Genomic DNA, 14,397 nt, shown 5'->3' on the forward strand with positions numbered 1-14,397 from the left:
AGACGGTCCTTTTAGATTCTAGATTGTTATGTACGCAATAGGATAGCACGGAGATATAAAAGCGATAAATCTCTCTCTAAAAATCTTGGAGATGTAATTTATCTGAAATTTTTGTAACAAACTGTATTGCTTTTAACACTAACTTACCCAAATAGTAATCCAATTCTTATGTTTAAAAAATTTACTAAGCTGCAATGGAAGTCCTTCTTTCGGTCTTCATCCATGGGTAAAAGTCTTGGTATAAAGATAGTCATGGGTTTTTTTGCATTGTATTTTATGGGCATGCTGGCCTTTTTTGGCTCTGCATTGTTCTATATTTTAGAAAGAGCGATCCCAGATACGGACCCGCTTATACTGGTAAGCCAATTTTTATTGTATTGGATGCTTGGAGAACTGTTTCTTAGGTATTTTATGCAAAAACTTCCGGTTATGGATGTGAAACCATATTTGGTCCTTCCCATAAAGAAGAGCAGCATTGCGCATTATATTCTAGGTAGGTCTGCGGTATCCTTCTATAATTTGTTTTCTCTTTTTTTCTTCGTTCCCTTTAGTGTGGTGTTGCTCATAAATGGATATGCGCCCTTAAACGTTTTGCTCTGGTTGTTGGCCATGATAAGCATTGTGCTGAGTATTAATTTCATCAACTTTATTGTAAACAAGAGTGATAAGGCTTTGGTGATTATCGGGGCTCTGTTACTAACATTTTATGGTTTGGAGTATTTTCAGGTTTTTCCTGTTCAGGAATATGCGGGCCATATATTCTATGCCCTTTATAAAAGTCCGCTGTACACACTAGTTCCTTTGGGTATTGCAGGCTTGACGTATTATTTGAATTACTCCTACTTAAGAAGCCGTATTTTCCTTGATGCTTCCCTTAAAAAGAACACGGTAGAAGCTACTTCGTCAGATTTATCTTGGACAAAACGTTTTGGTGCTATTGCTCCGTTTTTGCAGTTAGACCTAAAGCTAATTTGGAGGAATAAAAGAACCAAAACACAGGTTTTTATATCACTTGCTTTTGTTTTCTACGGATTGCTTTTTTATGGAATGGAAGATTTTGGAATGGGTTCTATGATGTTGGTTTTTATCGGTATTTTTATGACCGGCGTTTTCCTAATGAACTTTGGGCAGTTTATTCCGGCTTGGGATAGTTCGTATTTTAGTATGATAATGTCACAGAACATACCTCTTAGAAGGTATTTGGAGTCTAAGGCATTCTTAATTTATGTTAGTATTGGGGTAATGTTCTTACTATCTGTGCCCTATATTTATTTTGGATGGGAAGCGCTTGCCATAAACTTTAGCTGTGCCGTATATAACCTAGGGGTAAACGTACCGTTAATCCTGTTCTTTGGGTCAATGAACAAAAAGCGTATAGACTTGAACAAAAGTGCCCTTGGTAATATGCAAGGTACCAGTGCCACCCAGTTTATAGTAGGTATTCCTTTGTTCGGGATTCCTTTGCTCGTTTATGCCGTATTAACATTTTTCTTTACACTAAATGTAGCTCTAATCACATTAGGCATTTTGGGTATGATAGGTTTCGCATTTAGGAATAAACTTTTAGACCTGATTACAAAAGCTTACCGAAAAAGAAAATACCGAATGATTGCCGGATTCAAAGAGCAGAATAACTAGTGCAATGTGCATTGGCAAATCTTTAAATGAAATAAGAAACTTATACCGTTACTATGATATCAGTTGAAAACCTTACTAAGAAGTACGTTGGCAAAGCCGTGTTGAATATTAACAATTTAGAAATACCAAAAGGACAAAGCTTTGGACTAGTTGGCAACAATGGGGCCGGCAAGACCACTTTCTTTAGCCTTTTGTTGGATTTAATAGTGCCCACTACCGGGCATATTATAAACAATGGTGTACAGGTAAACCAAAGTGAAGCTTGGAAGACCAATACATCTTCTTTTATTGATGAGAGCTTTTTAATCGGGTATTTAACGCCAGAAGAATATTTCTATTTTATTGGGGAATTGCGGAACCAAAACAAGGCGGATATAGACGCACTACTAACCAATTTTGAAGATTTTTTTCATGGCGAAATCTTGAACCAGAAAAAATATTTGCGAGACCTCTCAAAAGGGAACCAAAAGAAAGCGGGTATTGTGGCTTCATTTATAGGTAATCCGGAAGTAGTTATTTTGGATGAACCTTTTGCGAACCTAGACCCTACCACCCAAATACGGTTGAAAAACATTATCAAAGATTTGGCGGCAAAACAAGGAGTTACGGTTTTGGTCTCTAGTCATGACCTTATGCACGTAACCGAAGTATGTGAGCGCATTGTAGTTCTGAACAAGGGAGAAATTGTAAAGGATATTGAAACTTCTGAAGCCACTTTAAAGGAATTGGAGCTGTTTTTTAGCGGAAAAGATACTCCTAAAGAAGATATTCCGGTGTCTTAGGTTCTTTTTTAAAACCGACTGCCTCGTCTATTTTTAGTTTTTCAACACCACAATCTGTGCTAGAAGATGTAGTTAATTTGCGTATTTTGTCTGTCAAGTAGCAATAAAACCAGAGGTTTATCTATGAAAAGAGCGTTTACAAACTACTTAGTCTGTAAGAAATGAAACCTGTTACTTTAATTTTATAGTCTTTATTTAGAAAATAGAGAAGCTATAAAACGAACATGCAATTCTTAATTGGATAAAGTAATTCTTACCCGGTTCATTAAAGAATTGTCAAGAACTAAAAAGAGACCTAGTTTAGAATATCATATTTTTGTTTCCACAGGTAAAGCCCGAACCCTAAACTTTTTATCGACCAACTGCATAATAATACCGTTCTTTTTTAGTTAAAGTAAAGTACGTAGATATACAATTTTGAAGCTGCACTATAAACTTATCATATTTTCTATTCTGGGGGCCATCATTTCAAATGCTTGTTCCACCAAGAAAGACGCGTTCGTCAATCGCAATTGGCATGCGCTCAATACCAAGTACAACACACTGTACAATGGTAATATCGCTTTTGAAGAAGGAAGGGAAGAACTTAATCTTAACTACCATGATGATTATTGGGAAATTCTGCCCATAGAGCGTCTAGAAGTCACGGAAGACATCAAATTAGATTCGGAAGATAACAATCCCAATTTTATCATAGCCGAAGAAAAGGCAACGAAAGCCATACAGAAGCACAGTATGGATATTAAAGATATTGAGCGCAATCCGCAAACGGATGAAGCTTTTCTTCTTTTGGGCAAGGCACGTTATTTTGATCAGCGTTATATGCCGGCACTTGAAGCCTTTAATTACATAATTAAAAAGTACGATTATAGCGATAAACTAAATGAGGCACATATATGGCGAGAGAAGGTGAACATTCGCCTGGAGAATGAAGAATTGGCCATTAGAAACCTAAAACGCCTACTAAAGTTTGAACAGCTTACAGATCAGGAATATGCAGATGCACGTGCAATGATCGCACAGGCCTATATAAATGAAAAGGTACTTGATACGGCCGTACAGCACTTAAAAGTTGCTTCTCACTATACAAAGAAGAATAAGGAGAAAGGCCGCTACTATTACATTATTGGTCAGTTGTACAATCAAATTGGGCATAAGGACAGTGCCAATTATGCTTTTGATAAAGTTATTGCCTTGAATAGAAGGTCGCCAAGGGTGTATATGATCAATGCGGAAATTCAGAAGATTAGGAATACCCAGATTACTTCTGAAAACAGCGAAGAAATGCTTGAATATTTGACGGATTTGGAAGAGAACCGAGAGAACCGTCCTTTTCTGGATATCATCTACCGTCAGGTTGCCGAGTATCATTTAGAGCAAGAAAATGATAGTATGGCTATTGTGTATTTTAATAAATCGCTTCGTGCTACGCAGAACGAGCCCAAATTGAATGCCCTGAATTATGAAAACTTGGCAGAATACAATTTTGACAAGAATGAATACAGGCTTGCTGGTGCGTACTATGATAGTGTTATTCCTAATCTAGATGAGAATACAAAGAAATTTAGGTCTACCAAGAAAAAATTGGACAACCTTGAGGACGTTATTAAATATGAAGATATTGCCCAGCATACAAATAGCATCATTACCCTTTATAATCTGCCTTTAGCGGAGCGTAAAGCCTATTTTGAAGATCATATAGCCAAATTACAGGCTGCAAAAGAAGCTGCGGCCAAGAAAGAAGAAAGAAGAATAGCCTCCGGTTTTGCGGAGTTTGCCAAGAGCAAGGGAGGTAAGGAGAACAAAGGTAAATTCTACTTTTACAACCTTACAAGCTTGGGGTACGGTAAGAACGACTTCGTTCAACGATGGGGCAAAAGGGAATTGGAAGATGATTGGAGGTGGAGCAATAAAAAAAGGACACTGCCCCAAGAAACTACAGATGATGCCCTTGCCGCAAATGATAGCATTGCAGGTGAAGTTGGTGAGGATGAAAAATTCTCCTTGGATTATTATTTAGACCGTGTACCTACGGATGTTGCGGTAATAGATAGTTTAAAGAACGAAAGAAATTTTGCCAATTATCAATTGGGACTGATTTACAAAGAGAAATTTAAAGAGAACCTTCTAGCAGCTGCAAAGTTGGAAAATGTGTTGGATTCGGAACCAGAGGAAAGATTAATTCTTCCGTCTAAATACAACCTTTACAAAATTTACGAAGAAGAAGGCAGTCCGCTTTTGGCTTCAATGAAAGAAAACATTCTGACGAATCATGGAGATTCCCGCTATGCGGAAATTATACTGAACCCTAGGGCGGTCCTGGAAGATGATGCAGATAGCCCAGATGCACGGTATGCGGCTTTATACCGCAAATACAGAGAGCAAAGGTTTTTGGAGACCATTACCGGTGCAGAGGAAAATATAGAGAAATATACGGGAGACCCCATAGTTCCCAAATTTGAAATGTTGAAGGCCAATGCCATTGGAAGGCTAAACGGATTCGAGCCTTTTGAAGAAGCTTTAAACTATGTTGCCCTAACCTATCCTAATAATCCGGAAGGTAAAAAGGCGGAGCAAATGGTAGCGGAACAACTTCCAAAATTAGCCGTTAAGGAATTTTCAACTGAGCTAGGGTCGTCGGGTACCGGCAACTGGAAAGTGGTTTTTCCGTTTAGACGAAGTAACGATGAAATTGCCAAAAGGGTGAAGAAAGCTCTGGAAGATGCCATTATAGACTTGCGTTATAAGAATGTGGTTTCAAAAGATATCTATACCTTAGAAGACCAATTTGTGGTTGTACATGGCTTTAAATCCAAAGATTATGCGTTGGGCTTTGCCGAACTTATAAAGTTTAACAAGGATTACCTTATTGAGAATGAGAATTTTGTAATTTTATCTACTAACTATAAAATAATACAGGTACATAAAAACCTACAATCTTATAAAAATCAAATTTTAACCCCAAAACCTTAAAAAATGTTTTCTGACAACAAAAAACCAAGAACTATGAACGAAATTGGCGCACAACCTAACAGAATTTCCAAGCACACAAAAATTAAAGGTGATATAGAATCTGAAGCAGATTTTAGAATCGATGGAAAATTAGACGGTAACGTAAAAACTACCGGTAAGGTAGTTATTGGTAAGGATGGCTATATTCATGGCAAAGTAGAATGTGTAAATGCTGATATTGAGGGAAGCTTTAATGGCGAACTTTTAGTGTCCGATTTACTTTCATTAAAGTCTTCTGCGGTAATAGAAGGTACCGTTTCGGTAACCAAATTGGCGGTTGAGCCCGGAGCTACGTTCAATGCTTCCTGTACCATGAAAGGTAAAGGTGGTTCTTTGAACAGTTCTTCAAGTAGCTTTAAATCATCGTTAAGCAACAGTTCTAGTACGAGCAATGAGCCAGCAAAAGCCTCGTAATGATTCAAATTTAATACGTACTGCGGCCAGTTTTTCGGGTATTGCCATACAAATGGGTGCTACTATCTATTTAGGCAATCTTTTGGGGGCCTGGTTAGATGTAAAGTTTGAAAAAACGTTTCTAGAGGATACATTTACTTTACTTGCCGTATTTTTGTCAATGTATATCGTCATCAAAAAAGTGATGACATTAAATAAGTAACATTGATAAAGCAAATAGTACAATATATAGTCGTGTTCATTTTGGTGGGCACGACTTCTTTTTTTCTACATCAGTTTTTATTGGCAGATACTAATTTAGACTTTAGAGCACTGCTCAAAAAAGCCTATATCTTTCATTTTATTTTCTCTTTATCGGTAATTATTGCCTTTCAACTGCTCTCCAAAAACGAAAAAGTTTTTGTTCAATTGGGTTTTATTTATATCGGGCTTTTAGTATTTAAAATTGCCGCTTATACTGCTATGTGCTACCCACAACTTATGGGAGATCAGTATTTACCGAGATTTTACAGGGCTTCACTTTTAATTCCCGTGTTTGTTTTTTTAGGCTTGGAAGTCTTTTTTGTTTCAAAAATTATGCAGCGTAGATAGTTTCAAAATTTTATGGAATAAAAATGCTTTGTATTACGGCAAGATTACCTACTTTTGCGCAAAATTTCAGGAGCATAATTTTTTGATAAAAAATAATGAAGGAAGTTTCAAAAATGATCAGAACACTAGTTTTACTTTGTACACTATGCATTTCTCTTCAGGGTTTTGCATTCTCTGAAGGAGGTGATGAAGGGGCGGTAGACACAAAAGATGAAGTGAATGCATACATTTTGCACCACATTAAAGATGCTCATGATTTTCATTTGTTTTCATATACGGGAGACAATGGCGAGCGTAAGCATGTAGGCTTTCCATTGCCGATCATTCTTTGGTCTAGCAATGGGTTGGTGACTTTCATGTCTTCTGAATTTCATCATGACGATGCCGGAAAGGTTATAGTAGAGAAAGGTGGATCCAAATTCGTAAAGCTTCACGGCAAGATTTATGAGTTAAATGCGGGAGCTTCCGAGGTTCAATTTGATGAACATCACCATGCAGAAAATGCAGCTAAGGTTTTGGATTTTTCAATCACTAAAAGTGTTTTCGGAATTTTATTGGTTGGACTTTTAATGCTTTGGGCATTCTCTTCATTGGCCAAACAATATGCTAGCAAAAAAGTACCTACAGGATTCGGTAGAGTTTTGGAGCCTTTGGTAATTTATGTTAGGGATGAAATTGCTAAGCCAAACATTGGCGAGAAAAAATACAGAAAATTTACAGGATACCTTTTAACCGTGTTTTTCTTTATATGGATTTTGAACCTTTTAGGTTTAACTCCGTTAGGTTTCAATGTAACCGGTCAGTTGGCCGTTACCGCTGCTTTGGCAATTTTCACTTTAATTATCTATACGTTTAGCGGAAACAAAGATTACTGGATGCACATGTTGTGGATGCCGGGTGTTCCTGTTTTGATCAGACCTGTTCTTGCTATCATAGAATTGGCCGGAGCTTTTGTAATCAAGCCATTTTCATTGTTGGTACGTTTGTTCGCGAACATATCTGCAGGACACATTGTAGTAATGAGTCTAATTGCAATCATGTTTACACTTAAGGAGAGCCTTACCGTCGGTGGAGCTACAATCTTGTCGTTGGTACTATCGTTTTTCATTACATTGATAGAGGTACTGGTAGCCTTTTTACAGGCTTATATTTTTACCATGTTATCGGCATTGTTTATTGGTATGGCTGTTGCAGAGCACGACCATGAGCATGAGCACGATGCAAACGGACATGAAATTCCAGATGCGGAAGACGTTAGAGGGGATTTTATCTAAAAGAGAGTTTTTTAATTTAATTATATAAATCAATTAGTATGGTAACTTACAACTTAATTGGAGCTGGTTTAATCGTAATCGGTGCAGGTATCGGTCTTGGTCAAATTGGTGGAAAAGCAATGGAAGGTATTGCTCGTCAGCCAGAAGCAACAGGAAAAATCCAAACTGCGATGATTATCATTGCTGCACTTTTAGAAGGTTTGGCATTCGGTGCTTTGTTCTTAGGAAAATAAGAACTACAAAACCCAAAGACATTTTCCTGCAACGGTTGGTTGCAGGAAATGTTTTAATTATTGATTTAGTATTTTAAAAAGAAAGTATGGAAACTTTATTGAACGATTTCTCACCAGGCCTTTTCGTAGTTCAGACAATATTATTGTTAGGGTTGATTTTCCTATTGGTGAAATTTGCATGGAAACCGATCTTGACTTCTTTGAACGAACGTGAAGAAGGTATTCATGGTGCATTGGAGGCTGCTGAAAAAGCGCGTGCAGAAATGCAGAACTTGCAGGCCGATAATGATAAGTTGTTAAAAGAAGCCCGTGCAGAGCGTGAGGCTATGTTAAAAGAAGCTCGTGAAATCAAAGATAAGATGATTGCGGATTCTAAAGAGCAGGCTAAAGTAGAAGGCGATAAAATGTTGAAGCAAGCTCAAGCTGCTATTGAAAGCGAAAAGAAAGCTGCTGTTGCTGATATTAAAAATCAGGTAGCTGAACTTTCTGTAGAGATTGCAGAGAAGGTTTTAAAAGAACAACTATCCAACAAAGACCAACAATTAAAATTGGTTGAAAGTATGTTGGGTGATGTTAAATTGAATTAAGTAGCTATATTGCTCTTTGTTGTGCCAATGGTTTTTGCGCAACAGGACAATAAAACAAAATAAAAGATGAGCGATTCTAGAGCAGCAATACGTTACGCAAAAGCAGTCTTGGACCTAGCAGTTCAAAACAAGGCTACGAGTGCAGTTGAGAAAGACATGCGTTCGGTTGTGGCAACTATTGCCGATAGTAAGGAGTTGAGAGCAATGTTGGCCAGTCCCGTAGTAAATGGGGAAACCAAGAAAAAAGCTTTGGCCGCTGTTTTTGAAGGCAGTGATCAAATTACCCTTGGTGTAATCAATACGCTTGCTGCGAACAAAAGAATATCTATTTTAAACGAAGTTGCTTTAAAGTATATTATTCTTAATGAAGATTTGAAAGGAGAAGGAGTGGCTTACGTTACTACCGCTGTGCCGTTAAGCGCAGACCTTGAAAAGAAAGTTCTTAAGCAAATAGCTCAGATAACCGGTAATGCCGTTACCATCGAGAATAAAATTGATGAAAGCATTGTTGGAGGATTTGTATTGCGTGTTGGCGATTTGCAATATGATGCTAGCATTTCAAACAAATTGAATAATATTAAACGAGAGTTTACAAGTAGTTTATAATAATAACAAGGGCTTAGGATGTATTTCTTAAGTTCTAGGTCTTATATCTATAAAAATGGCAGGAGTAAAAGCCGCTGAGGTATCAGCAATTTTAAAGAAACAATTATCAGGATTTGAAGCCACCGCTACATTGGATGAGGTGGGAACTGTACTGCAGGTTGGTGATGGTATCGCCAGAGTCTACGGTCTATCTAATGCCCAGTACGGGGAATTGGTAGAATTCGAAGGCGGCCTTGAAGGTATCGTTCTTAACCTTGAAGAAGATAACGTTGGTGTGGTTCTTTTAGGACATTCCAAGTCTATTGGAGAAGGTGCTACGGTAAAACGTACCCAGCGAATTGCTTCTATCAAAGTAGGTGAAGGTATCGTTGGCCGTGTGGTAGACACTTTGGGTAACCCTATAGATGGTAAAGGACCTATTGCTGGTGATACTTATGAGATGCCATTAGAGCGTAAAGCTCCTGGTGTAATCTTTAGAGAGCCGGTAACTGAGCCTATGCAATCTGGTATTAAGGCAATTGATGCAATGATTCCTGTTGGGCGTGGCCAGAGGGAGCTTGTAATTGGTGACCGTCAAACTGGTAAAACTACCGTTTGTATCGATACCATTTTGAACCAAAAAGAATTTTACGATGCTGGTGAGCCAGTATTTTGTATATATGTTGCTATTGGCCAAAAGGCCTCTACTGTTGCTGCCATTGCGCAGACATTAGAAGATAAAGGTGCTATGGCATATACAACTATTGTTGCTGCTAATGCTTCCGATCCTGCACCAATGCAGGTATATGCTCCTTTCGCAGGTGCATCTATCGGTGAGTATTTCCGTGACACAGGTCGTCCAGCTTTGATTATTTATGATGATTTATCAAAGCAAGCGGTTGCGTATCGTGAGGTATCACTTCTTTTAAGAAGACCACCGGGACGTGAGGCTTACCCAGGTGACGTTTTCTACCTTCACTCTAGATTGTTGGAGCGTGCTGCAAAGGTTATCAATGATGATGCAATTGCTAAGAACATGAACGATTTACCTGAGGTGTTGAAGCCTATGGTAAAAGGTGGTGGTTCGCTAACGGCACTTCCTATTATTGAAACACAAGCAGGTGACGTATCGGCATATATTCCTACGAACGTAATTTCTATTACGGACGGACAGATTTTCTTGGAACAGGATTTATTCAACCAAGGGGTAAGACCGGCAATTAACGTTGGTATCTCTGTATCTCGTGTGGGTGGTAACGCTCAGATTAAATCAATGAAAAAGGTTGCAGGTACATTAAAACTGGATCAAGCTCAGTTCCGTGAATTGGAAGCTTTTGCGAAGTTCGGTTCAGATTTGGATTCTGCTACATTGAACGTTATTGAAAAAGGACGTCGTAACGTAGAGATTCTTAAGCAAGCTCAGAACGACCCTTACACGGTTGAAGATCAGGTAGCCATTATCTATGCAGGTTCTAAGAATTTGTTGCGTGATGTTCCTGTGGAAAAGGTTAAGGAGTTCGAAAGAGATTATTTGGAATTCTTGAATGCAAAACACAGAGATGTGTTGGATACCTTAAAGTCCGGTAAACTTACTGATGAAGTAACGGATACGTTGACTACGGTAGCTAAAGACCTTTCGGGTAAATATAGAAACTAGTACTAAGTACAGAGTATTGGGTGGGAAGTAACCATCAAAAGGTAAACCATAGGTTGGATGCGGCCCACTCACTACTAAATACTATTTAAAGAATGGCAAACTTAAAGGAAATACGAAACAGAATATCGTCGGTATCATCAACGATGCAGATTACCAGTGCCATGAAAATGGTATCTGCCGCAAAGTTGAAGAAAGCACAGGATGCCATTACTGCAATGCGACCTTATGCCGATAAGCTTACGGAGCTGTTGCAAGGTTTAAGTGCTAGCTTGGATTCTGATTCTGGTAGTGTATATGCTGATAATAGAGAAGTAAAAAAGGTATTGGTGGTTGCTATAACTTCAAACAGAGGTTTGGCCGGTGCTTTTAACTCTAACATCTTAAAGCAATGTACTATTTTGCTTAATGAAAAGTATGCTGGCAAGCAGGTAGATTTTGTAGCCATTGGTAAAAAAGCCAATGATTTCTTGGTAAAGCGTTCAAAGGTAATAGCAAATCATAGCAGTCTTTATGATGATTTAACTTTTGACAATGTATCTGCCATTGCCGAAGATTTAATGGAGCAATTCACTTCAGGTAATTATGACCGTATAGACATCGTTTACAATAAATTTAAAAACGCTGCTACACAGATTGTAATGACGGAGCAATTCTTGCCTATCGTGCCTATGGCCGGGGCAGATAACCTGAGCACTGATTATGTTTTTGAACCTTCAAAAATAGAAATTGTTGAGCAGTTGATTCCTAAGTCGTTAAAAACACAATTGTACAAAGGTATCCGTGATTCTTTTGCCAGTGAACATGGTGCTCGTATGACGGCAATGCATAAAGCAACGGATAACGCAACCGAATTGAGAGATCAATTGAAGTTGTCTTACAACCAAGCAAGACAAGCGGCAATTACCAACGAAATCTTGGAGATTGTTGGTGGTGCGGAAGCGTTGAACAACTAATAGAATATATCAGCTTTGACTTAGTCATTGTAGATACGTATAGAATAGAAAATCCCACAGCAATGTGGGGTTTCTTTTTTTAGGATAGTCCCTGAGCATGCTTTATGCGTATGTATTGCCAAATACAATAAGATAACTATCATGAAAAAATACATCTATATTTTAGGATTAAGCTTATTTGTCCTTTCGGGTTGTGGGTCTACCAAGAAATTAGAAACCACGGCACCTTTTAGTTTAGGAGAAGCCTACGCTCAAAAATGGTCCATAAGTCAACCCCCCAAAGATGGCGGTTACGAGATAGTGGTTTCAGTGCTAAGTTTGGAGAACGATAATGCCAACTTAAAGAACGTCTACTATAATGGGAAAATGGCAGCTATTTCTATTGAATTAACGGATAAGGGCATTATAGGTATTGCAGAATTTGGAGCGGTTGTTCAAAGTCCTGAGGAATTTCCTTTTGATTTAACAGAGACACAAGCGGTCATTAGTTATGTGCATAAGGAAAAGGTGAAATACTATCAAATCAACGGAATTCAACAGAACCTTCCCATTTCATATTCCAGTTTGGAAGAAAAAGAGGCCCGCTAGAAAAAAGAAAGATGGCGGGAGATTAACTTCACTTTGCTACATGCCTTTAAATAGGTACTTTTGGATTTAAATACAGCACTATTGAATCCGCTTAAAAAATTGTTCAAGCAAACGGCTATCTACGGTCTGGCCACTGTATTGCCCAGAATGATTTCTTTCTTTTTGGTAAGGGTGCATACAGATGCTATGCCCCCGGAGATATATGGTGAGCTAGCCGTTATCTTTGCATATTTTGCAATGTTCAACGTGGTACTGGCCTACGGAATGGAAACTGCTTTTTTTAGATTCTACTCCAAGTCCGCTGATAAGGAAACGGTTATATCTACTTCTCTAACTTCTATTTTGGGATCCACCATGCTTTTTATGGTGTTCTCGTTACTTTTTCAGGACGGTATGGCAAGTATGCTCAATATTGACCCAAAATACATAAAGTACGTTATTTTTATTCTGTCTTTGGATGCCTTGGTAATTATACCCTTTGCCTGGTTGCGTGCCAATGAACGCCCCTTACGATATGCGGTGGTCAAGATTTTAAATGTGGTTATCAATTTTGGTCTTACGTTACTTTTTCTTTTGATACTACCAAAAGTTGCCGAGAGCAGTCCGGAAAGCTTTTTAGCAACGCTTTATAAGCCTAATTTTCAAATTTCATACATAATCATTGCAAATCTGGTAGCTAGCGCCGTGACGCTTCTATTGATGCTAAAACCTTATTTAATTAGTAAATACACTTTTGATAAGAAGCTCTGGAAAGAAATGATGAAATATGCTATTCCGGTTTTAATTGCAGGTGTGGCTTTTACCATAAACGAAGTTTTTGATAGGGTAATGTTGGAAGCACTTTTACCCCAGGATATTGCCAATAAAGAAGTGGGCATGTACAATGCCTGTGTAAAGCTTGCCTTGTTTATGACTTTGTTCTCAACAGCGTTCCGTATGGGAATTGAACCTTTCTTTTTTAGTCATGCGGGTACGGAGAATCCTCAAAAGGCGTATGCGCAGATAACCAACTACTTTGTAGTTTTGGGTAGTGTTATACTTTTGGGCGTGGTAGTCTTTGCCGATGTTCTTAAGGTGCTTTTTGTGAAGAATCCGGCCTATTGGGAAGCCATGTCCGTTGTACCCATTATTTTGCTGGCCAGTTTCTTTTTGGGTATTTATCACAACCTATCGGTCTGGTACAAGGTAACGGATAAAACCCGTTATGGTGCACTCATATCGGTGTTCGGAGCATTTATAACTATCGGTATAAATTATTTTTTCATCCCATATATTGGTTATATGGCCAGTGCCATTGCTACGGTTATGGCTTATGGTAGTATGATGGTGCTCTCGTATTACCTTGGTAAATCGCGCTATCCCGTTCCCTATAATTTTAGAAAAATCCTCTTCTATTTAGGGGTTTCCATTCTTTTTTCCGCGCTGTCTTTTTATGTTTTCAATAGGAACTTAATTATTGGAGGTATCTTACTTTTGTTATACCTAGGTTTGGTATACAAACTTGAAAACGATAAGTTGAAGCAGATTTTTCTTAGACAGAAAAGTTAACGAAGTAATAGAGATGGCCTAACCCAATAATCGTTGGCCAAAATCAAATTGAACATTTTACAATTAACGCAATACTATGGAAATAAAGATTATCAATAAATCACAACATAAGCTTCCGCATTATGAAACGGGTGCGTCTGCGGGAATGGACCTAAGGGCCAATATTACCGAGACGGTAACGTTACAACCTTTGGAGCGTGCTATTATTAAAACAGGACTGTTCATAGAGCTTCCGGTTGGTTTTGAAGCGCAGGTGAGACCTAGAAGCGGTCTTGCTGCAAAAAAGGGCATTACGGTTCTAAATGCGCCTGGTACGGTAGATGCGGATTATCGTGGAGAGATTGGTGTAATTTTGGTAAACTTGTCTAATGAAAGTTTTGCTATCGAAAACGGGGAGCGTATTGCCCAACTGGTCATAACCAAACACGAACGCGCAGATTGGATAGAGGTTAACGAGCTTTCCGAAACCTCAAGAGGTGAGGGTGGTTTTGGTAGTACGGGTGTAAAGTAGTTAATTCTATAGCAATGAAAGGTA

General features: G+C 38.4%; 15 protein-coding genes. All 15 read left to right on the forward strand.

Annotated features, from left to right (window positions below; genetic code table 11):
- The first annotated feature begins 168 nt into the window (after positions 1–168).
- The 15 genes from Q4597_RS03380 (at position 169) to dut (ending at position 14,373) form a co-directional block, all read left to right on the forward strand.
- Complete coding sequence (locus Q4597_RS03380; RefSeq protein WP_303404735.1) at positions 169–1,638, forward strand: DUF5687 family protein; 1,470 nt, start codon at positions 169–171, stop codon at positions 1,636–1,638.
- Positions 1,639–1,691: 53 nt separating this feature from the next.
- Positions 1,692–2,420, forward strand: a complete 729-nt coding sequence (locus Q4597_RS03385) for an ABC transporter ATP-binding protein (RefSeq protein ID WP_303404736.1) — start codon at positions 1,692–1,694, stop codon at positions 2,418–2,420.
- A gap of 417 nt (positions 2,421–2,837) precedes the next feature.
- Positions 2,838–5,393 (forward strand): lipopolysaccharide assembly protein LapB, encoded by a 2,556-nt coding sequence (locus tag Q4597_RS03390; RefSeq protein ID WP_303404737.1) that lies wholly within the window; start codon positions 2,838–2,840, stop codon positions 5,391–5,393.
- A gap of 3 nt (positions 5,394–5,396) precedes the next feature.
- A complete protein-coding gene (locus Q4597_RS03395) occupies positions 5,397–5,846 on the forward strand; it encodes a polymer-forming cytoskeletal protein (protein ID WP_215436624.1) in 450 nt (149 codons plus the stop codon).
- Entirely contained in the window at positions 5,824–6,048 is a 225-nt protein-coding gene (locus Q4597_RS03400; RefSeq protein ID WP_215913386.1) for an AtpZ/AtpI family protein, read from the forward strand. The genes Q4597_RS03395 and Q4597_RS03400 overlap by 23 nt, the downstream gene beginning before the upstream one ends.
- Positions 6,049–6,050: 2 nt before the next feature.
- Entirely contained in the window at positions 6,051–6,437 is a 387-nt protein-coding gene (locus tag Q4597_RS03405) for a DUF6168 family protein (RefSeq protein WP_215436618.1), read from the forward strand.
- 95 nt (positions 6,438–6,532) lie between these two features.
- Positions 6,533–7,711, forward strand: coding sequence for a F0F1 ATP synthase subunit A (atpB, locus tag Q4597_RS03410; RefSeq protein ID WP_215436615.1), 1,179 nt, complete (start codon positions 6,533–6,535; stop codon positions 7,709–7,711).
- Positions 7,712–7,749: 38 nt separating this feature from the next.
- A complete protein-coding gene (atpE, locus tag Q4597_RS03415; protein ID WP_036825176.1) occupies positions 7,750–7,944 on the forward strand; it encodes an ATP synthase F0 subunit C in 195 nt (64 codons plus the stop codon).
- Positions 7,945–8,030: 86 nt separating this feature from the next.
- Positions 8,031–8,531: a F0F1 ATP synthase subunit B gene (locus tag Q4597_RS03420; RefSeq protein WP_215913385.1), complete on the forward strand. Its 501-nt coding sequence runs from the start codon at positions 8,031–8,033 to the stop codon at positions 8,529–8,531.
- Between the two features lie 66 nt (positions 8,532–8,597).
- Positions 8,598–9,137 carry an ATP synthase F1 subunit delta gene (gene atpH, locus Q4597_RS03425; protein WP_215436611.1) on the forward strand — a complete coding sequence of 180 codons (540 nt, stop codon included), beginning with the start codon at positions 8,598–8,600 and terminating at the stop codon, positions 9,135–9,137.
- A 55-nt stretch (positions 9,138–9,192) separates the two neighbouring features.
- Complete coding sequence (gene atpA / locus Q4597_RS03430; protein ID WP_215436608.1) at positions 9,193–10,773, forward strand: F0F1 ATP synthase subunit alpha; 1,581 nt, start codon at positions 9,193–9,195, stop codon at positions 10,771–10,773.
- A 92-nt stretch (positions 10,774–10,865) separates the two neighbouring features.
- Positions 10,866–11,726 (forward strand): ATP synthase F1 subunit gamma, encoded by an 861-nt coding sequence (gene atpG / locus Q4597_RS03435; protein ID WP_215436605.1) that lies wholly within the window; start codon positions 10,866–10,868, stop codon positions 11,724–11,726.
- 141 nt (positions 11,727–11,867) lie between these two features.
- Positions 11,868–12,314, forward strand: coding sequence for a hypothetical protein (locus Q4597_RS03440; RefSeq protein ID WP_303404738.1), 447 nt, complete (start codon positions 11,868–11,870; stop codon positions 12,312–12,314).
- 81 nt (positions 12,315–12,395) lie between these two features.
- Positions 12,396–13,862, forward strand: coding sequence for a lipopolysaccharide biosynthesis protein (locus Q4597_RS03445; RefSeq protein ID WP_303404815.1), 1,467 nt, complete (start codon positions 12,396–12,398; stop codon positions 13,860–13,862).
- A 76-nt stretch (positions 13,863–13,938) separates the two neighbouring features.
- The gene (dut, locus tag Q4597_RS03450; protein WP_303404739.1) at positions 13,939–14,373 is read left to right on the forward strand and encodes a dUTP diphosphatase; all 435 of its coding nucleotides are present in this window, start codon (positions 13,939–13,941) and stop codon (positions 14,371–14,373) included.
- The last annotated feature ends 24 nt before the right edge of the window (positions 14,374–14,397 follow it).

The sequence above is a fragment of the Zobellia sp. 1_MG-2023 genome, from assembly GCF_030549125.1.
In the GTDB taxonomy this organism is placed as follows: Bacteria; Bacteroidota; Bacteroidia; order Flavobacteriales; family Flavobacteriaceae; genus Zobellia; species Zobellia russellii.

Bases quoted from the DNA above. Each gene is read 5' to 3' on its own strand.
- Q4597_RS03440 (WP_303404738.1), top strand. From the start codon at position 11,868: ATGAAAAAATACATCTATATTTTAGGATTAAGCTTATTTGTCCTTTCG.
- atpA (WP_215436608.1), top strand. From the start codon at position 9,193: ATGGCAGGAGTAAAAGCCGCTGAGGTATCAGCAATTTTAAAGAAACAA.
- atpH (WP_215436611.1), top strand. From the start codon at position 8,598: ATGAGCGATTCTAGAGCAGCAATACGTTACGCAAAAGCAGTCTTGGAC.
- Q4597_RS03380 (WP_303404735.1), top strand. From the start codon at position 169: ATGTTTAAAAAATTTACTAAGCTGCAATGGAAGTCCTTCTTTCGGTCT.
- Q4597_RS03420 (WP_215913385.1), top strand. From the start codon at position 8,031: ATGGAAACTTTATTGAACGATTTCTCACCAGGCCTTTTCGTAGTTCAG.
- atpG (WP_215436605.1), top strand. From the start codon at position 10,866: ATGGCAAACTTAAAGGAAATACGAAACAGAATATCGTCGGTATCATCA.
- dut (WP_303404739.1), top strand. From the start codon at position 13,939: ATGGAAATAAAGATTATCAATAAATCACAACATAAGCTTCCGCATTAT.
- Q4597_RS03395 (WP_215436624.1), top strand. From the start codon at position 5,397: ATGTTTTCTGACAACAAAAAACCAAGAACTATGAACGAAATTGGCGCA.
- atpE (WP_036825176.1), top strand. From the start codon at position 7,750: ATGGTAACTTACAACTTAATTGGAGCTGGTTTAATCGTAATCGGTGCA.
- Q4597_RS03385 (WP_303404736.1), top strand. From the start codon at position 1,692: ATGATATCAGTTGAAAACCTTACTAAGAAGTACGTTGGCAAAGCCGTG.
- atpB (WP_215436615.1), top strand. From the start codon at position 6,533: ATGAAGGAAGTTTCAAAAATGATCAGAACACTAGTTTTACTTTGTACA.
- Q4597_RS03400 (WP_215913386.1), top strand. From the start codon at position 5,824: ATGAGCCAGCAAAAGCCTCGTAATGATTCAAATTTAATACGTACTGCG.